18 protein-coding genes are annotated in these 17,118 nt (G+C 67.5%); 14 read left to right on the forward strand and 4 right to left on the reverse strand.

The annotated features are described in order from the left end of the window. Positions 1 to 88: 88 nt before the first annotated feature. Positions 89 to 1,474 (reverse strand): sensor histidine kinase RegB, encoded by a 1,386-nt coding sequence (regB, locus tag AC0QTQ_RS01165; RefSeq protein ID WP_480257911.1) that lies wholly within the window; start codon positions 1,472 to 1,474, stop codon positions 89 to 91. 116 nt (positions 1,475 to 1,590) lie between these two features. Between regB and AC0QTQ_RS01170 the strand changes: the two genes are divergently transcribed. The 3 genes from AC0QTQ_RS01170 (at position 1,591) to AC0QTQ_RS01180 (ending at position 3,251) form a co-directional block, all read left to right on the forward strand. Next, positions 1,591 to 2,229: an SCO family protein gene (locus tag AC0QTQ_RS01170; protein WP_480257912.1), complete on the forward strand. Its 639-nt coding sequence runs from the start codon at positions 1,591 to 1,593 to the stop codon at positions 2,227 to 2,229. 81 nt (positions 2,230 to 2,310) lie between these two features. After that, positions 2,311 to 2,865 carry an ActR/PrrA/RegA family redox response regulator transcription factor gene (locus tag AC0QTQ_RS01175; protein ID WP_480257913.1) on the forward strand — a complete coding sequence of 185 codons (555 nt, stop codon included), beginning with the start codon at positions 2,311 to 2,313 and terminating at the stop codon, positions 2,863 to 2,865. 71 nt (positions 2,866 to 2,936) lie between these two features. Then, positions 2,937 to 3,251, forward strand: a complete 315-nt coding sequence (locus AC0QTQ_RS01180; RefSeq protein ID WP_480257914.1) for an H-NS histone family protein — start codon at positions 2,937 to 2,939, stop codon at positions 3,249 to 3,251. 3 nt (positions 3,252 to 3,254) lie between these two features. Here AC0QTQ_RS01180 and AC0QTQ_RS01185 read toward each other — a convergent pair whose 3' ends face one another. Together AC0QTQ_RS01185 and AC0QTQ_RS01190 are read right to left on the reverse strand one after the other, a co-directional pair. Next, on the reverse strand, positions 3,255 to 4,133 hold the full coding sequence (locus tag AC0QTQ_RS01185; protein ID WP_121530815.1) for a LysR family transcriptional regulator: 879 nt from the start codon (positions 4,131 to 4,133) through the stop codon (positions 3,255 to 3,257). 181 nt (positions 4,134 to 4,314) lie between these two features. Continuing rightward, complete coding sequence (locus AC0QTQ_RS01190; RefSeq protein ID WP_121530813.1) at positions 4,315 to 4,905, reverse strand: HD domain-containing protein; 591 nt, start codon at positions 4,903 to 4,905, stop codon at positions 4,315 to 4,317. 118 nt (positions 4,906 to 5,023) lie between these two features. Between AC0QTQ_RS01190 and AC0QTQ_RS01195 the strand changes: the two genes are divergently transcribed. The 3 genes from AC0QTQ_RS01195 to AC0QTQ_RS01205 all read left to right on the forward strand — a co-directional run bounded on the left by AC0QTQ_RS01195 (position 5,024) and on the right by AC0QTQ_RS01205 (position 7,539). Beyond that, positions 5,024 to 5,524 (forward strand): hypothetical protein, encoded by a 501-nt coding sequence (locus AC0QTQ_RS01195; protein ID WP_480257915.1) that lies wholly within the window; start codon positions 5,024 to 5,026, stop codon positions 5,522 to 5,524. Between the two features lie 78 nt (positions 5,525 to 5,602). Then, a complete protein-coding gene (gene ahcY / locus AC0QTQ_RS01200) occupies positions 5,603 to 6,994 on the forward strand; it encodes an adenosylhomocysteinase (protein ID WP_480257916.1) in 1,392 nt (463 codons plus the stop codon). 203 nt (positions 6,995 to 7,197) lie between these two features. After that, on the forward strand, positions 7,198 to 7,539 hold the full coding sequence (locus AC0QTQ_RS01205; RefSeq protein ID WP_480257917.1) for a DUF2853 family protein: 342 nt from the start codon (positions 7,198 to 7,200) through the stop codon (positions 7,537 to 7,539). Between the two features lie 48 nt (positions 7,540 to 7,587). On the opposite strand, the gene AC0QTQ_RS01210 is transcribed toward AC0QTQ_RS01205, so the two are convergent. Then, a complete protein-coding gene (locus AC0QTQ_RS01210; RefSeq protein ID WP_121530805.1) occupies positions 7,588 to 8,199 on the reverse strand; it encodes an enoyl-CoA hydratase/isomerase family protein in 612 nt (203 codons plus the stop codon). A 120-nt stretch (positions 8,200 to 8,319) separates the two neighbouring features. On the opposite strand from AC0QTQ_RS01210, the gene AC0QTQ_RS01215 reads away from it, so the two are divergent. From AC0QTQ_RS01215 to AC0QTQ_RS01250, 8 genes are all read left to right on the forward strand, one after another. Beyond that, a complete protein-coding gene (locus AC0QTQ_RS01215; RefSeq protein WP_480257918.1) occupies positions 8,320 to 9,807 on the forward strand; it encodes a DUF2125 domain-containing protein in 1,488 nt (495 codons plus the stop codon). A gap of 61 nt (positions 9,808 to 9,868) precedes the next feature. Further along, positions 9,869 to 11,218 (forward strand): TldD/PmbA family protein, encoded by a 1,350-nt coding sequence (locus AC0QTQ_RS01220; RefSeq protein WP_480257919.1) that lies wholly within the window; start codon positions 9,869 to 9,871, stop codon positions 11,216 to 11,218. Continuing rightward, the gene (locus tag AC0QTQ_RS01225) at positions 11,211 to 12,002 is read left to right on the forward strand and encodes a 3'(2'),5'-bisphosphate nucleotidase CysQ (RefSeq protein WP_480257920.1); all 792 of its coding nucleotides are present in this window, start codon (positions 11,211 to 11,213) and stop codon (positions 12,000 to 12,002) included. Before AC0QTQ_RS01220 ends, AC0QTQ_RS01225 begins: the two co-directional genes overlap by 8 nt. A gap of 76 nt (positions 12,003 to 12,078) precedes the next feature. Next, complete coding sequence (locus AC0QTQ_RS01230; RefSeq protein WP_245965178.1) at positions 12,079 to 12,840, forward strand: transglycosylase SLT domain-containing protein; 762 nt, start codon at positions 12,079 to 12,081, stop codon at positions 12,838 to 12,840. Positions 12,841 to 12,842: 2 nt separating this feature from the next. Continuing rightward, on the forward strand, positions 12,843 to 14,927 hold the full coding sequence (gene flhA / locus AC0QTQ_RS01235) for a flagellar biosynthesis protein FlhA (protein WP_480257921.1): 2,085 nt from the start codon (positions 12,843 to 12,845) through the stop codon (positions 14,925 to 14,927). Further along, a complete protein-coding gene (locus tag AC0QTQ_RS01240; RefSeq protein ID WP_480257922.1) occupies positions 14,924 to 15,688 on the forward strand; it encodes a flagellar biosynthetic protein FliR in 765 nt (254 codons plus the stop codon). The genes flhA and AC0QTQ_RS01240 overlap by 4 nt, the downstream gene beginning before the upstream one ends. Continuing rightward, a complete protein-coding gene (locus tag AC0QTQ_RS01245; RefSeq protein WP_480257923.1) occupies positions 15,685 to 16,764 on the forward strand; it encodes an EscU/YscU/HrcU family type III secretion system export apparatus switch protein in 1,080 nt (359 codons plus the stop codon). The genes AC0QTQ_RS01240 and AC0QTQ_RS01245 overlap by 4 nt, the downstream gene beginning before the upstream one ends. Further along, positions 16,764 to 17,117: a hypothetical protein gene (locus AC0QTQ_RS01250; protein WP_480257924.1), complete on the forward strand. Its 354-nt coding sequence runs from the start codon at positions 16,764 to 16,766 to the stop codon at positions 17,115 to 17,117. Before AC0QTQ_RS01245 ends, AC0QTQ_RS01250 begins: the two co-directional genes overlap by 1 nt. The last annotated feature ends 1 nt before the right edge of the window (position 17,118 follow it).

Raw genomic sequence — 17,118 nt, forward strand, 5'->3', positions numbered from 1 at the left:
TATCCTTTCCGCCCTTCGAGGGAATCCTCCGGGCAGATTGGCTAATTACACGTTAAGCGTGTATTGCGCGAGAGTTTTCGCCCTGGGGTTATGCCGTGATCGGGACATTTTCGCCCAGAGGGCCGGTTTCGGGGGCAAGAAGGCGCGCCGCGGGCCAGCGCACCTCGACGACCGCGCCCGAACGGCGCGGCGTGGCGCCGTCCTCGCCCGCGGGTTCCGAGCCATTGGCGAATCGCAACCGGGCGCCGGTGCGCTCGAGCAGGGTCTTGGCGATGAACAGGCCAAGACCCATGCCCTCGTATTCCGGGCGGGTGCCGCGTTCGGTCGGGCGGCTGTGCAGGAACGGGTCGCCGATCCGGCCGATCACCCCCGGCGCATAGCCGCGGCCATCGTCGGTGATGCGCACGGTGATCTGCTGGCCGGTCCATTCGGCGTCGACCCAGACCGTGCTCTGCGCGAAGTCGACGGCGTTCTGCACCAGGTTGCGCAGCGCGTGGATGAGCTCGGGATAGCGGTAGATCGTCGGCTGCCGGTCGGACCCGCCGGGGGCCGGGGTGGCCTCGAAGCGGATCTCCTTGCCACGGTCGAGATGCGGCTCGGCCGCCTCGCGCAGCACGGCAAGCAGCGGTGCCGAGCGCAGATGCAGGTCATCCTTTCCGGCGCGGCCCATCGAGCGCAGGATGTCGCGGCAGCGGTCGGCCTGCTCGCGGATCAGCAGCGCGTCCTCGTACAGCTCGGGCCGGTCATCAAGCTCGTCGGCAAGCTCCGAGGACACCAGCTTGATCGTCGCGAGCGGCGTGCCGAGCTCATGCGCCGCCGCCGCCACCACGCCGCCGAGGTCGGTCAGCTTCTGCTCGCGGGCCAGCGCCAGCTGTGTCGCCAGCAGCGCATCGCCCATCGAATGGATCTCGCCGGCGATGCGGTGGGCATAGCCGCCGAGGAAGATCACCCCGACCACGATCGCGACCCAGGTGCCGAATTCGATCACCGGCGGCATCGCCAGCTCGATCCCGTCCCTGGTCGTCAGCGGCAGGTTGAACAGTGCCACGAAGGAGATCATCGCGATCGTCGCGGTGCCCAGAAGCAGCGTCGGGCGCAGCTCGAGCGCGGTGGCGGCGATCGTCGCAGGCACCAGGATCAGCAGCGCGAAGGGGTTGTTCAGCCCGCCGGTGAGGGCGAGCAGCAGCGCGAGCTGGGCGGTGTCGAAGAGCAGCGTCGCCGTCACCTCGGCCTGGCTCAGCCGCCGGCTTTCCGGGAACAGCCGGATCGCCACCAGGTTTGCCGCGACCGCGGCGCCGATGGTGGCCAGGCACAGCGGCAGATCAAGCGCGATGTCGAACCAGTAAAGGGCGACCAGCAGCGCGCCAAGCTGCCCTGCGATCGCCGTCCAGCGCAGGAAGATCAGCGTGCGCAGGCGGACCCAGTCCTGATGGCTTTCGGCCAGGCGCAGTCCGGGTTCGGGCCGTTCCGCCATCTCTGCTCCGATCCGGACCCGCAATTGATGGGTCCTGTTGTCACATTTTCCGTCGCGAACCTTGATAGTAGCGTCCCGCCCTGCGATCAATGCACAGCCCACCGGAAGGACCGACGATGAAGATCACCCCGAAAGCCGCCGCCATCGCCGCCGCCGTCCTCGTGGTCGCCGGACTGGGCGCCACCTGGCTTGCCACCCGCGGCGGAGATGCCGATATGTTCGTGCAATGCCGCAAGAGTGTCGTCGGCGGCACCGCGAAGATCGGCGGGCCCTTCACCCTGGTCGACGAGAACGGCAAGACCGTCACCGACAAGGACGTCTTCACCAAGCCGAGCCTGCTCTACTTCGGCTATACCTATTGCCCCGATGTCTGCCCGATGGACAATTCGCGCAATGCCGAGGCGACGGATATCCTCGACGGGCGCGGCTATGACGTGACGCCGGTGTTCATCTCGGTCGACACCGACCGCGACACGCCCGAACTGCTGCGCGAATTCACCGATATCATGAGCCCGAAGATGATCGGGCTCACGGGCTCGAAAGAGCAGGTGGCGGCGGCCTCGCGCGCCTATCGCACCTATTTCAAGGTGCAGAATCCGGGCGACCCCTACACGCTGATCGACCACTCGACGCAGACCTATCTGGTCTTCCCCGAGATCGGCTTTGTGGAATTCTACAACCGGGACACCACCGCCGAACAGATGGCCGACTCGGTCGCCTGTTTCGTCGATGCGTGGAAGGGCGCGGGAAAATAAGGGATTTCCGGCGCAGCCGGAAATTGACCCGTTCCGCCTGACGCCTTAGAACCGTCTCAGCAAACATGCGGGGGACGGAAGATGGCCGAGGACGATTTCGCGGAACTGGGGGCGGACCGGACGCTGCTTCTGGTCGATGACGACGTGCCCTTCCTCACCCGTCTCGCCCGGGCGATGGAAAAGCGCGGCTTCGAGACCGAGACCGCCGAGACCGTCGCCGCCGGCAAGGCGATCGTGCAGGGCCGCCCGCCCGCCTATGCGGTCATCGACCTGCGGCTTGAGGATGGCAACGGGCTCGAGGTGGTCGAGGCGCTGCGCGAGAAGCGCCCCGATGCGCGGATCGTGGTTCTGACCGGCTATGGCGCGATCGCGACAGCGGTGGCCGCGGTGAAGATGGGGGCGACCGACTACCTGTCGAAGCCCGCCGATGCGAATGACATCACCAGCGCGCTTCTGGCGAATGGCGAGGCCCTGCCGCCGCCGCCGGAAAACCCGATGAGCGCCGATCGCGTGCGCTGGGAGCATATCCAGCGTGTGTATGAATTGTGCGACCGCAACGTTTCTGAAACCGCACGCCGGTTGAATATGCACCGCCGCACGCTTCAGCGCATTCTGGCGAAACGCAGCCCGCGCTGATTTTTCAAAAAACTTGAAACCGACTCCATTTTGGTGTTTATCTCGGGAAAACGGACCCCGGAGGCTCTGGAATGGATATCAGTTTCGACGATCTGACGCTTGCCGAACTCAAGACGCTGCGTGCGAAAGTCGACCGTGCGATTGAAACCTACGAGGATCGCAAAAAGCGCGAGGCGCTGGCCGAGCTTGAGGAAAGCGCGCGCAAGATGGGCTATTCGCTTGCCGAACTGGCCGAGCTGAGCAGCGCCAAACCCCGCAAGACGGTGGCACCGAAATATGCCAATCCCGAAAATGCGGAAGAAACCTGGACCGGGCGCGGGCGCAAGCCGAAATGGGTCGAGGCAGCGCTGGCGGCCGGCAAGTCTCTGGAAGATCTGGCAATCTGAGGCTCAGACCTCGGCTTTCAGCCAGTCGACGAAAATCTGTGCTGCCGGGCTCAACGGGCCCGGTGGCCAGACCAGATAATAGCCGAGGCTTTCCTCGTTCAGCTCGCGGATTTTAATCAGCCAGCCGATTTTCAGGTCTTCCTCGATCAGCGCCTCGGTTTCGAGGTGTAGGCCAATGCCTTCGCGTGCGGCCGACAGCGCCAATTCCTCGTTCGGGAAGTCGACGAATTTCAGCGCGGCGGGTTTCAACCCGATGGATTCCAGCAATTGCATCTGTTCTGGCCAATCGCCTTCGCGGATCCAGGGCAGCATCGACATTTCACGCAGGCTGAGTTTCTGCCGCCCGCCCAGCAATTCCGGTGCGGCGACCACGATTTGCGGAGCCGAGGTGAGAAATTCGGAATTCACCCCCGGCCAGCGGCCATTGCCGAAGCGGATGCCCAGATGCGCGCCCATTTCGCGCAGATCGCCGACGCGCGGTTCGGGCAAGAGCGAGAGCGCAATTTCCGGATGCCGTTTCCAGAATTTCGCCAGCCGCGGCATCAGCCATTCCGCGGCGAAGGCCGGGGGCAGGGTGACGGTCAGCGGCCGTTCCGTGCGCGCCGCGCGCAGCCCCTCGACCGCGGTCTGGATCAGCAGGAAGCCATCGGTCAGCGCCGAGGCCAGCCGCTCGCCCTCGGCCGTCAGATGCACGTGCCGGCCCTCGCGCCACAGCAGCGCGATGCCAAGCTCGGCCTCGAGCGCGCGCACCTGCTGCTGCACCGCCGCATGGGTGACGTTGAGCTTGCGCGCGGCGGCGCTGAAGCCACCCTCGCGCGCCGTTGCGGCAAAGGCGCGCAGCGCCGTCAGCGCCGGCATGTGACGCCAGTCGATTTCACTCATCTGTTAGCCATTCTTGCAGGTCTGGAAAAATTCCTGACTCGCAAAAATCCGTGCGTCAACGCAAATACAGGGCATCAACACAAGAAAGGAGATCAGGAAATGATCCGCATGCTTGCAGAAGTGATGACCCTCGCCATGGGCGGCTATGCGCCGCGTGCCGCGGGCAAGGGTGAATACAAGTTCAATCGCTGAGCGCGCTCAGCAAGGCCATGTGGCGCGCGGTATAGTCCGCGCGCACCTCGGCCGGGGGGCGCAGCCGGATCGCGAGCCCCCGCATCAGCCCCGCATCGGGGCGCCCGAAGATCCGGTCCGCCTCTTCTCGTGAAAATCCCGCGATCGCCTCGGCCTCGAGCCGCGCCGACAGGATGTCCGCCTTCTTGATCGCCGTCTTGATCGGGCCGGGCAGCACCGCGGGCAGGCCAAAGCGCAGGTGCACCGCCGCGCTCAGCCGCGCATCGAGTTCACCATAGCCCTCGCCGATCGCTGCCTTCACCGGGCTGATCATGTCGCCCAGAACGTATTCGGGCGCATCGTGCAGCAGCGCGGCGAGTTGCCAGCGCGCGCCGACGCCCGGGTTCTGCCGGTCGAAGATCTGCTCGACCAGCAGTGAATGTTCCGCCACCGAATAGGGGAAATCTCCCCTGGTCTGGCCGTTCCAGCGCGCCACGAAGGCAAGGCCGTGGGCGATGTCCTCGATCTCGATATCGACCGGTGTCGGGTCGAGCAGGTCGAGCCTGCGCCCCGAGAGCATCCGCTGCCATGCCCGTTTCATGCCGCCCTCCCTGTGGTCCTGCCCGTGCTAGCGAAAGCGTGCCGGGCTGTAAACGGCGCGGAACCGGATCGGCACGGCCCGCGTTCCCCCCTTGAACGGATGACAGGAGAGGATACGCATGACGCCCGATCCGAAGAAGCTTTCCGCCGCGGCCGCTGTGATGGCGATCGCCCTTGCGGGCTCGGTCAGCATGGCCGTCTCGATGGTCGGCCCGCGCGAGGCCGCACCGCTTGCCCGCACCTCGGTCTTCCCGCAGGTGCCGGCCGGCGCCGATCGGCCGATGGATGACGTCGGCCCCGATCTCAGCTGGGGCGATCTGTCGGTGTTCGACTCGATCTCCGAGATCGGCGCGGCGCAGTCGCCCGATGTGCCCTATTGCGATCACCGCCGCGCGCTGCTCGACACGCTCGACCATGACTTCGCCGAGAAGCAGCGGGTGATCACGCCGCTCGAGCAGAACCGCTCGGTCGAGCTCTGGGCGTCGGACATCATGGGCACCTGGACGGCGGTCTATACCCGTGCCGATGGGGTGGCCTGCGTGATCTCCTCGGGCGTCGGCTGGGAGAAAGGTGACAACCCCGTTGCGCTGCTGAAATCCGAGGGGCTGCTGCCCGCCTGAGCGCGGCCGCCCCCCTGATTGCCGCGCCGGCCCCGAAATGATAGACAGCGCCCCAATTCCGACATTTGGGAGCCTCTCATGGCCGATTACATCGTCAAGGACATCGCTCTGGCCGACTTCGGCCGCAAGGAGCTCGATATCGCCGAAACCGAGATGCCGGGCCTGATGGCCTGCCGCGAGGAGTTCGGGAAGACCAAGCCGCTCAAGGGCGCGCGCATCGCCGGGTCGCTGCACATGACGGTGCAGACCGCGGTGCTGATCGAGACGCTGAAGGTGCTGGGCGCCGATGTCCGTTGGGCCTCGTGCAACATCTTCTCGACCCAGGACCACGCCGCCGCCGCGATCGCCGCGACCGGCACCCCGGTCTTCGCGATCAAGGGCGAGAGCCTCGAGGAATACTGGGCCTATACCGACCAGATCTTCCGCTTTGCCGAGGGCACGGCGAACATGATCCTCGACGATGGCGGTGACGCGACGCTCTACATCCTGCTCGGCGCGCGGGTCGAGGCGGGCGAGACCGACCTGATCGCGGTGCCGACCTCGGATGAAGAGGTCTGCCTGTTCAACCAGATCAAGAAGCGGATGGCGGAAACCCCCGGCTGGTTCACCCAGCAGCGCGCCGCGATCAAGGGCGTGTCCGAGGAAACCACCACCGGCGTGCATCGCCTGTATGACCTGCACAAGAAGGGCCTGCTGCCCTTCCCGGCGATCAACGTGAACGACAGCGTCACCAAGTCGAAGTTCGACAACAAGTATGGCTGCAAGGAATCGCTCGTGGACGGCATCCGCCGCGCCACCGACGTGATGATGGCGGGCAAGGTCGCCGTCGTCTGCGGCTATGGCGACGTGGGCAAGGGCTGCGCCGCCTCGCTGCAGGGTGCGGGTGCGCGCGTGAAGGTGACCGAGGTCGACCCGATCTGCGCGCTGCAGGCGGCGATGGACGGCTTCGAGGTGGTCCTGCTCGAGGATGAGGCGCCGAAGGCCGACATCTTCGTCACCACCACCGGCAACAAGGACGTGATCCGCATCGAGCACATGCGGGTGATGAAGGACATGGCGATCGTCGGCAACATCGGCCATTTCGACAACGAGATCCAGGTCGCCAGCCTGCGCAACCACAAGTGGACGAACATCAAGGATCAGGTGGACATGATCGAGATGCCCTCGGGCAACCGGATCATCCTGCTCTCCGAAGGGCGTCTGCTCAACCTCGGCAACGCCACCGGTCACCCGAGCTTCGTGATGTCGGCCTCCTTCACCAACCAGGTGCTGGCTCAGATCGAGCTCTTCACCAAGGGCGATGAGTATGCGCCGGGCGTCTACATCCTGCCCAAGCATCTCGACGAGAAGGTGGCGCGGCTGCATCTGGCGAAGATCGGCGTCAAGCTGACCGAGCTGCGCCCGGATCAGGCCGAATATATCGGCGTCACCGTCGAAGGCCCCTACAAGGCCGATCACTACCGCTATTGAGCCGCCCGACCGGCGACATCAGGCCGCGCCTCCTCCCGGGGGCGCGGCTTTCGCGTTTCAGGGGGCCTGATCGGCGGATTTTCCCCTGTGGGGATCTGCCGCGGAAGAATGACTTTGTTCCCGGCGCGCCCTGTCCTAGGCTTCGACCGCGAGGCCGCCCCGAAGACGGCCGCGAGATCGACATTTCAGGTGAGGATTCCGGGATGGGGAAGAGAGACGAACTGATTGCGAAATACGCGGAGGACCTGCAGTCCAAATGCGGCATGACGCCGGACATGGATCTGCTGACCAAGGTCACGATCGGCTGCGGCCCGGCGATCTACAATGTCGATGCCGAGACCGTCGCCGCTTCCGACCCGAGCGAGCTCGAGACGGTGAAGACCAATTTCCTGATGAAGAAACTGGGCCTTGCCGACGGGCCCGAGCTGATGGACGCGATCGACGCCGTGGTCGAGACCTATGGCCGGTCGGAACGCAACAAGTATCGCGCCGTGGTCTATTACATGCTGGTCAAGCAATTCGGCAAGGAAGCCGTCTACGCCTGAGCTGCAAGGCTGCCGAAGGCGCCCGGGGCACTCCCGGGCGCCTTCGTTTCAGAACAGCGCCTTGATCCCGGCGATATGCGCGGGCGCCGCGGCCCCGGCATCGGCGGCCAGCGCCGTGACGGTCTCGGCCATCGCCTCGGGGGCGACGATGCGGTCGATCAGCCCCCAGGCCAGCGCCTCCTCGGCCTCGATCTTCTGCCCCGCCATCAGGATCATCTTCGCCCGCGCCGGCCCGATCAGCGCCGCCATCCGGCCCGGGTCCGAGGGTTGCGGCAGGAAGCCGAGCTTCATCACCGGATAGAAGAATTTGGCACCCGGCACCGCAAGGCGCAGGTCACAGGCCAGCACCATCCCCATCGCGCCGCCCGCCAGCGTGCCGTTCAGTGCCGCGATCGTCAGGCAGGGCATGCGCGCGATCGCGCCCGACAGCCGTTCCCAGACCGGGCTGGTGGCCAGACCTGCCCGCGCCTCGTCAAGGTCGGCGCCGGCCGAGAACACCTTGCCGGTGCCGCGCAGAACGAAGACCTTCACCCCGGCCTCGGCCGCCGTCTCGGCCGCCACGGCGATCGTCGTCAGCATCTCGGTGGTCAGCGAATTGGCCTTTTCCGGCCGGTCGATGGTGACGGTGCGGACCCCGTCCGCGGTTTCAACCTGGATCATCCTTCTCCCCTCGCGCGCGTGCTCGTGCTTTCGGCAGAGTCCTAGCAAGGCCGCGGGCTCTTGACCATCACCCCGGGCCAAAGGATGCTTCGCGCGACAGTTCTTTTGGAAGGGTGCACAATGGCACGGGTCGGTTCCGCGGCGATGAGCGCGGCGATTTTCACGCTGATGGCGACGACGGCGCTTCATGCCGATGTGACGGCCGACGAGGTCTGGCAGGCCTGGACCAAGCAATACACGGCCTATGGCTATCAGGTGGCGGTGGGCGACAGCGTCCGCGCCGGTGACATGCTGACGCAGCGCGATGTGCGGCTGACGAACCATGTCGAGGGATCGGACTTCACCATGACGATCCCCGAGCTGCGCCTGCGCGAGATGGGAGACGGCACCGTCGAGGTGACCGGCTCCGAAAAGATCAGCGCCCAGGCAACGAGCGCGGTCGAGGGCCAGACGCCGCTGCAGATGGAAATCGGCATCACCCAGGCGAACGGGGTGACGATCGTCTCGGGCACGCCCGATGCGCTGTCCTATCACGTCACCGCGCCCGAGCTGGTGATCGACATGGACCAGACCACCGCGGGCGCGCAGACCGAGGTGCCGGTGAAGGTGTGGATGTCGATGTCGGGCATCGACGGGGCCTATCAGGTCACCACGGACGGCGGCCAGAACGAGACCTCGGACTTCGCCATCGCCGGGATGAAGATGACCGCCTCGGGCGCCGATCCCGAGACCAACGGCACCTTCAACCTGGCGGCCAGCCTGGTGAACCTGAAGATGAAGAGCACCATGAGGATGCCCGAGGGCGCCGATCTCGAGGATCTGGGGGCGGCGCTTGGCAAGGGCCTCGCCATGGATGTCTCGGGCAGCTACGGCGCCACGACCTTCAGCGTCGACGCGGCCGCCGCCGAGGGGCCCTCGGGGCTGTCGGGCGGGGCGCAATCGGGCAGCTTCACGATGACGCTGGCGCCCGAGGGGATGAAATACACCGCGACCGGCGAAGGCGCGACGATCGAGGCGAAGACGGCGCAGGTGCCGGTGCCGCTGTCGGCCACGCTCGATCGTGCGGATTTCGAGGCCTCCTTCCCGCTCAAGAGCAGCGATGCCCCGCAGCCCTTCACCGGGCGGATCGCGCTCGACGGGCTCGGGCTTTCCGAGGACGTCTGGAAGATGGTCGATGCGCAGGGGCTTCTGCTGCATGATCCGGCGACGCTGGTTGTCGATCTCACCGGCACCGCGCGCCCGCTGATCGATCTGTTCTCGCCCGAGGCGGCGCAGGCGCAGATGCCGCCGGTCGAGGTCAACAGCCTCGAAGTCAAGCGGCTGCAGCTGACGCTGGCGGGGGCCGATCTGTCGGGGCAGGGGGGCGTGACCTTCGACAATTCGCTGGGCACGCCGACGCCGCTTGGCGCGGTCGATCTGAAACTGTCGGGCGCGAACAAGCTGATGGACAGCCTGGTGAAGATGGGGCTGATGCCGCAAGATCAGGTGATGTTCGCGCGCATGATGCTTGGGCTCTATGCCGTTCCGGCGGGCGATGACCTGATGACCTCGAAGATCGAGTTCAAGGAAGGCGGCAAGATCCTCGCCAACGGCCAGCAGATCCAGTAAGAGACCCACATTGCGGGGCCGCCCGGGAATTTCCGGGCGGCTTCTGAGTCACGGAGACCCCATGTCCGACACACGCCTGAGCGATCTGACCGAAGCCCTTCTCGACGCGGCGAAAAAGGCGGGTGCGGGGGCGGCCGACGCGATTGCCGTCGATGGTCGGGCGGTGTCGATCGATGTGCGCGAGGGCCGGCTCGAGCAGGCCGAGCGCGCCGAGGGCGTCGAGATCGGGCTGCGCGTGCTGCTTGGGCAGCGCCAGGCCTGCGTTTCGGCTTCGGATATTTCCGCGCGCACCATCGCCGAGATGGCGGAACGCGCGGTGACGATGGCGCGGCTGGCCCCCGAAGACCCCTATATCGGGCTGGCGGACCCCGCCCAGCTGGCGCAGGGCTGGGACATCGCGGCGCTCGAGCTTTCCGACCCCGCGGCGGAACCGGCGGCCTCCGATCTTGAGCACGACGCCCGCACGGCCGAGGCTGCGGCGCTGGCCGTCGAGGGCGTGTCGCAGGTGCAGTCGGCCTCCGCCTCCTATTCCGCGCGGCGGCTGCATTTCGCCGCGACGAACGGATTTTCCGGCGGCTATGCCCGGACCTCGCGCTCGGTCTCGGCGGTGGCGATCTCGGGCGAGGGGCTGTCGATGGAGCGCGACTGGGCGGCCGAGAGCCGCACCTTCCAGTCGGATCTGCCGGCAGCCGACAGCGTCGGCCGGCAGGCGGGCGAGCGCGCGGTCGAGCGGGCAAATCCGCGCCGCCCGAAGACCGGCGCCTTCCCGGTGCTGTTCGACGAACGCATCTCGGGCAGCCTGATCGGTCACCTTCTGGCCGCGATCAACGGCACGGCGATCGCCCGCGGCGCGTCCTGGCTGCGCGACGCGATGGGAACGCAGGTGCTGCCCGCCGGCATCAGCCTGATCGAGGACCCGCTGCGGCCGCGGATCTCGGGCTCGCGCCCCTTCGATGCCGAGGGGCTGGCCACGGCGCGGCGCGCGATCGTGGCGGATGGCGTGCTGCAGGGCTGGACGCTCGATCTGGCCACGGCGCGCAAGCTCGGTCTTGAAAGCACTGCGAGCGCCTCGCGCGGGACGGCCTCGCCGCCGTCGCCGTCGGTCGGCAATGTCGCGCTGACGCAGGGCAACCTCGGCCGCGACGGGCTGATCGCCGAGATGGGGACGGGGCTTCTGGTCACCTCCTTCATCGGCGCGACGATCAACCCGACGACGGGCGATTATTCACGCGGCGCCTCGGGCTTCTGGGTCGAGAACGGCGAGATTCTGTATCCGGTGAACGAATGCACCATCGCCGGCAACCTGCACGAGATGCTGCGCCGGATCACCCCGGCGAACGACGCGCGGGCGCATCTGAGCCATGTCGTGCCGTCGCTTCTGGTCGAGGGGCTGACGCTTGCCGGTGCCTGAGAACGACGCGGATCTTCAGCTTCTGAGCGAGGCGGCCGAAGAGGCCGGCGCGCTTGCGCTGCGCTACTGGAAGCACCGGCCGAGCGCCTGGGAAAAGGACGGCGGTGCCGGCCCGGTGTCCGAGGCCGACCTGGCGGTCAACGATCTGCTCGAGGCGCGGCTGCGCGCGGCGCGGCCCGAGTATGGCTGGCTGTCCGAGGAAAGCCTCGACGATCCGGCGCGGCTGCAGGCAGATCGGATCTTCGTTGTCGATCCGATCGACGGCACCCGCGCCTTCCTGAACGAGGAAGGCGGGTTCGCCCATGCGCTGGCGGTGGTCGAGCGCGGCCGGGTGGTGGCGGGGGTCGTGCACCTGCCGGTGCTGAACCTGCACTACAGCGCCACCGCGACCGGTCCGGCGCTGCTGAACGGCGAACCGATCCGGCCGAGCGCCACGGCCGCGGTCGACGGCAGCACGGTGCTGACCTCGAAGCTTTCGGACGATCCCGCGCAGTGGCGCGGCCCGGTGCCCGACTATCGGCGCAGCCTGCGCACCTCGCTGGCCTGGCGGCTGTGCCTCGTGGCCGAGGGGCGGTTCGATGCGACGATCTCGCTGCGCCCGGCCTGGGAATGGGACATCGCCGCCGGCAGCCTGATCGCCGAGCGTGCCGGCGCCGTCGCCAGCGACCGGCTGGGCCGCGCGATCGCCTTCAACTCTCCCAATGCGCAGGCGAACGGGCTCGTTGTGGCACCGCAGGATCTGCACGCCGATTACATCCGCCGGCTGCGCCCCTGGCCGGGCTGAGCGGCACTTACCGGATGTAAAGATTCACCCCCTAGCTTCGGCCTCGGCAAGAACTGCTGAAGCGGGGAGAATCCCATTGCAGACCCTCTGGCGCATCCTCCTGGCCGTGCTGCCCTTTTGCGCCGCGCTGCCGGCCGTCGCCGCGACGCCTGTGGAGCTGTCGGCAAGTTGCGAACGCGCGGCCGAGGATGCCTCGCGCCGAACCGGCGTGCCGGTCTCGGTGCTGAAGGCGATTGCGCTCAATGAAAGCGGGCGCAAGGTCGGCGCGGGCTTCGGCCCCTGGCCCTGGACGGTGAACATGGAGGGCGCCGGGCACTGGTTCGACACGCTCGACGAGGCGCGCGCCTATGTCTATCAGGAGTTCAAGCGCGGCGCGCGCAGCTTCGACGTCGGCTGCTTCCAGATCAACTACAAGTGGCACAACGAGAATTTCTCGTCGATCGACGAGATGTTCGACCCGATGTCGAGCGCGGTCTACGCCGCGAAATTCCTCGCCGAGCTTTATGCCGAATCCGGGTCGTGGAACACGGCAGCGGGCGCCTATCACTCGCGCACCAAGGAATTCGCCGATCGCTATGCCGCCCGCTTTGCCACGCTGCGGCAGCGGTTCGCCGCGCAGGACGGGATGCCGCTGCCGCCCGGCGGTTCCTCGGCGCCCGGGGACGGGATCCCCGAGATCCCGGATATCGTGATGGCGATGAACGGGCCCGAGCGGCCGCCGCGGGTGAACACCTATCCGCTGTTGCAGCGCAAGGAGGACGCCGCGCCGCCGCCGCTTGGCGCCGCCGCGGGCGCCAGCCTGTTCGCCGCCGCTCTGACCCGCGCCGGGGTGGAGTGAGAATGCAGCGCCTTCTGCTGACCACCCTGTTCCAGCCGACGATCCTGCTTGCCCTGGCGCTGATGGCGGTGATCGTGATGATGATCCTGCCGGTGCCCTCCTTCGTGCTCGACATCGGCCTCGCCACCTCCTTCGCGCTGGCGATCCTGATCTTCACCGTCACCCTGTTCATCGAGCGGCCGCTTGATTTTTCCGCCTTCCCGACGATCCTGCTGGCCTCGCTGATGCTGCGGCTGTCGCTGAACGTCTCCTCGACCAAGCTGATCATCGGCCAGGGCCACACCGGCACCGGCGCCGCGGGGCACGTGATCCAGGGCTTTGCCAATTTCATCATGGGCGGCTCGGTGCTGATCGGCCTTGTGGTCTTCGGCGTGATCCTGATCGTCAACTTCATCGTCATCACCAAGGGCGCCGGCCGCATGGCCGAAGTGGGCGCGCGCTTCGCCCTTGATGCGATGCCGGGCAAGCAGCTTGCGATCGACAGCGACATGAATGCCGGCGCCATCGACCACGCCGAGGCCCGCGCCCGGCGCGAGCGCGAACAGGCCGAGACCACCTTCTTCGGCTCGCTCGACGGCGCGTCGAAATTCGTCAAGGGCGATGCGGTGGCGGGGCTGATGATCACGCTGCTGAACCTTGTCGTCGGGCTGATCATCGGCACCGTGGTGCATGGCATGCCGATCGGCCATGCGCTGGAAACCTATGCGATCCTGACGGTGGGCGACGGGCTGACCAGCCAGATCCCCGCGGTCATCATCTCGATCGCCTCGGCGATCCTGCTGTCGCGCGGCGGCGCCAAGGGCTCGGCCGACATGGACCTGTTCCGCCAGCTCTCGCGCTATCCGCCGGCGCTTGGCACCGTCGCGGTGCTGATGGCGCTTTTCGCGCTGGTGCCGGGGCTGCCCTTCCTGCCCTTCATGGCCGGGGCATTGATCCTTGGCGGCACTGCCTGGATGGTGCAGCGCGCCGAGCAGAAGCGTGCCCGACGCGAGGCGATGAAGATGCCGCTGCCGGCCGAGCCGAAGCGGCGCTCGATGGGCGATGTGCTCGACGTCGATGACATCCATGTCGAATTCGCGCCCGATCTGGTGACGATGGCGCTTGATCCGGCGACGGGCCTCGATGCGCGGATCACGAACATGCGCAACCATGTCGCGGCAAGCTATGGGCTGATCCTGCCCGAGATCCGGCTGACCGACGACCCGACGCTCGACCCCGGCTGCTACCGCATCCGCATCCAGGGGGTCGAGCAGGCGAAGGACCGGCTGCACCCCGATCGGGTGCTGGCGCTGATCGCCGACAACCGTGACCTGCTGCCCGAGGGCGAGGACGTGCGCGAGCCGGTCTATGGCGCCCCGGCGCGCTGGCTGCCGCGCGCGCAGCAGGAAGAGGCGTCGCTGTCCGGCTCGACCGTGGTCTCGCCGACCGAGGTGCTGGCGACGCATCTGCTCGAGGTCATCAAGCGCAACTTCTCGCGGCTGATGACGCTGCGCGCGCTGCGCCGGTTGCTCGAGGAGATGGGCAACCTGTCCGACCCGGCACGCGCCGAGTCGAACCGGCGCATCCTCGACGAGCTGATCCCTGACAAGGTGCCGATCGATCTGCTCCTTGCGGTGCTGCGGCTGCTGCTCGAGGAGCGGGTCTCGATCCGCAACCTGCTGCTGATCGTCGAGGCGATCGCCGAGGTGCGCGCGCTGCAATCGCCCGAGGCGATCTGCGAGCATGTGCGCCAGCGTCTCGGCTTCCAGCTGGTGGCCGAGCTGCGGCGCGAGGATGGCACGCTGCCGCTTCTGCAACTGGCGCCCGAGTGGGAGGAGACCTTCGCCGCCTATCAGCTGCCGGGCGATCGCGGCGCGGGCGATGTGGCCCTGCCGCCCGACAAGTTCAACCGTCTGGCCACCAATGTGGCCGAGCGCATCGCGCGGGCGGGCGAGGCCGGGATCTTCCCGGCGCTTGTCACCTCGACCCGGCGGCGGCGGTTCCTGCGCACGGTGCTGGGCGCGAAGGGGATCACCACGCCGGTGCTCAGCTTCGAGGAGATCGGCCTCGACGCGCGCCCGGCGATGGTCGGGGTGGTGCCGACATGACGGCCGATCTTGCGCAGCTGATGGCGCAGGCGCAGGGCTTTCTGGCCGCGGCCTTCGTCGTCTTCCTGCGTGTCGGTGCGGCGATGGCGCTGATGCCGGCCTTCGGCGAGCAGCTGCTGCCGATGCGGGTGCGGCTGGCGCTGGCCGTCGCCTTCACCCTGATCGTGCTGCCGGCGCTTGGCCCCGGTCTGCCCGTCGCGGGGTTTTCGCCGGTGCTCTTCGCCGAGGTGCTGATCGGGCTTCTTTTGGGAATGATGCTGCGGCTTTTCGTGCTGGCGCTGCAGGTCGCGGGCACGATGATCGCGCAGTCGATCTCGCTGTCGCAGCTCTTCGGCGGCACCGATGGCGAGCCGCAACCCGCGGTCGGCAACCTGCTGATCCTGTCGGGGCTGGCGGTGGCGGTGCATCTTGGCCTGCCGGTCAAGCTCGCGCAGCTTTTGGTGCTGTCCTATGACGCGTTGCCGCCGGGGCGCTTTCCGGACGGGGCGCTGGTGCAGGCCTGGGGGCTGTCGGGCGTGGCACAGACCTTCACCCTCGCCTTCTCCATCGCCATGCCCTTCGTGCTGGGCGCGCTCGTCTACAACGTCGCGCTTGGCGCCATCAACCGCGCCATGCCGCAGCTGATGGTGGCCTTCGTCGGCGCGCCGGCGCTGACGCTCGGCGGGTTGATCCTGCTGTTCATAGCGCTGCCCTCGGGGCTGATGCTCTGGTACGGCGCCTTCGACGCCTTCATCGCCGATCCGTTCGAGGTAAGCCGATGAGCGAGGAAGACGACAGCGAACGCGAATTCGACCCGACGCCGCATAAGCTCGAGGAGGCGCGGCGCAAGGGCGACATCGTGCGCTCGAGCGAGATCACCGTCGCCGCGGCCTATGGCGGCATCCTGCTCGCCTCGCTTGCGCTTGGCGGGCGGGCGCTGATCGCCTTTGGCGATCAGGCGATGGTGCTGCTCGATCAGGCGGACGGGCTGTCGCGGCAGATGCTCGGTGGCGGCAACGCGGTGGCCGCGGGGGTGGTGGCGCGGCTGCTGGGACCGGCGATGCTGTGGCTTCTGGCGCCGGCGGTCCTCGTGCTGCTCGCCCTGCTCGCGCAGCGGGCGATTGTCGTCGCGCCCGACAAGATCATGCCAAAGCTCAGCCGCATCGACCCGTTGGGCAATGCGCGGCAGAAATTCGGCCGCACGGGGCTTTTCGAATTCCTGAAAAGCTTCGTCAAGCTGGTGGTGATCGCGGTGATCCTGGCGCGGTTCCTGTCGGGCAAGGTGGCGCAGATCATCGCCACGCAGGAGATGGGCGTGCAGATCGCGGTGCGCGAGATGCTGCGGATGCTGCTCGATTTCCTGACGCTTCTGGCGGTGATCGCGGCGGTGATCGCGGCGATCGATTACCTGTGGCAGCGCGCCGAATTTCTGCGCCGCAACCGGATGACGCGGAAGGAGCTGATGGACGAGATGAAGCAATCCGAGGGCGATCCGCACATCCGTCAGCAGCGCCGGCAGAAGGCGATCGCGATCGCCACGCGGCAGATGATTTCCGAGGTGGCGAAGGCCGATGTCGTGGTGGTGAACCCGACCCATTATGCCGTCGCGCTGCAATGGCAGCGCGGCTCGGGCCGGGCGCCGGTCTGCATCGCCAAGGGCGTGGACGAGATTGCCGCGCGGATCCGCGAGGTGGCGCAGAAATCGGCGGTGCCGATCCATTCCGACCCGCCCACGGCGCGCGCGCTTTATGCGACGATCGATATCGGCGAGGAGATCCGGCCCGAGCAGTATCGGGCCGTCGCCGCCGCGATCCGCTTCGCCGAGAAGATGCGCGCCCGCGCGAAAGGCAGGCGGTGATGCGCGCGAAGGATCTGGCCGGGCTGAACCGCATCGCGCGGATGCGCCGCGAGATCGAGCTGGCCGAACTGGCCGCCCGCGCGGCCGAGGCGGCGCGGCTGAGTGCGGCGCGCGCCGAGCTGGCCGAGGCGGCGCAGATCGCGCGGCGCGACGGGCAGGGCTCGGTTGCCGCCGCACAGGCGGCCGAGCAGTTCGGCCATTGGGTCGACGGTCAGGATGCGGCGCTGCGTGCCGCACTCGCCGAGGCCGAGGCGCAGAAGGCCGCGCAGCGCGCGGTGGCGGCGCAGGCCGTCGGCCGCCAGCAGGTGCTTGACCAGATCACCGAGCGGCTGCGCAAGGGGCTGCGCCGCTGAA

It is taken from the genome of Paenirhodobacter sp. YD-8 (assembly GCF_056590935.1).

Excerpts from the sequence above, each read along its gene's own strand:
- ahcY (WP_480257916.1), top strand. The coding sequence starts at position 5,603 with ATGGCCGATTACATCGTCAAGGACATCGCTCTGGCCGACTTCGGCCGC.
- AC0QTQ_RS01170 (WP_480257912.1), top strand. The coding sequence starts at position 1,591 with ATGAAGATCACCCCGAAAGCCGCCGCCATCGCCGCCGCCGTCCTCGTG.
- regB (WP_480257911.1), bottom strand. The coding sequence starts at position 1,474 with ATGGCGGAACGGCCCGAACCCGGACTGCGCCTGGCCGAAAGCCATCAG.
- AC0QTQ_RS01175 (WP_480257913.1), top strand. The coding sequence starts at position 2,311 with ATGGCCGAGGACGATTTCGCGGAACTGGGGGCGGACCGGACGCTGCTT.
- AC0QTQ_RS01205 (WP_480257917.1), top strand. The coding sequence starts at position 7,198 with ATGGGGAAGAGAGACGAACTGATTGCGAAATACGCGGAGGACCTGCAG.
- AC0QTQ_RS01240 (WP_480257922.1), top strand. The coding sequence starts at position 14,924 with ATGACGGCCGATCTTGCGCAGCTGATGGCGCAGGCGCAGGGCTTTCTG.
- AC0QTQ_RS01185 (WP_121530815.1), bottom strand. The coding sequence starts at position 4,133 with ATGAGTGAAATCGACTGGCGTCACATGCCGGCGCTGACGGCGCTGCGC.
- AC0QTQ_RS01215 (WP_480257918.1), top strand. The coding sequence starts at position 8,320 with ATGGCACGGGTCGGTTCCGCGGCGATGAGCGCGGCGATTTTCACGCTG.
- AC0QTQ_RS01180 (WP_480257914.1), top strand. The coding sequence starts at position 2,937 with ATGGATATCAGTTTCGACGATCTGACGCTTGCCGAACTCAAGACGCTG.
- AC0QTQ_RS01250 (WP_480257924.1), top strand. The coding sequence starts at position 16,764 with ATGCGCGCGAAGGATCTGGCCGGGCTGAACCGCATCGCGCGGATGCGC.
- AC0QTQ_RS01195 (WP_480257915.1), top strand. The coding sequence starts at position 5,024 with ATGACGCCCGATCCGAAGAAGCTTTCCGCCGCGGCCGCTGTGATGGCG.
- AC0QTQ_RS01210 (WP_121530805.1), bottom strand. The coding sequence starts at position 8,199 with ATGATCCAGGTTGAAACCGCGGACGGGGTCCGCACCGTCACCATCGAC.
- AC0QTQ_RS01190 (WP_121530813.1), bottom strand. The coding sequence starts at position 4,905 with ATGAAACGGGCATGGCAGCGGATGCTCTCGGGGCGCAGGCTCGACCTG.
- AC0QTQ_RS01245 (WP_480257923.1), top strand. The coding sequence starts at position 15,685 with ATGAGCGAGGAAGACGACAGCGAACGCGAATTCGACCCGACGCCGCAT.
- AC0QTQ_RS01220 (WP_480257919.1), top strand. The coding sequence starts at position 9,869 with ATGTCCGACACACGCCTGAGCGATCTGACCGAAGCCCTTCTCGACGCG.
- flhA (WP_480257921.1), top strand. The coding sequence starts at position 12,843 with ATGCAGCGCCTTCTGCTGACCACCCTGTTCCAGCCGACGATCCTGCTT.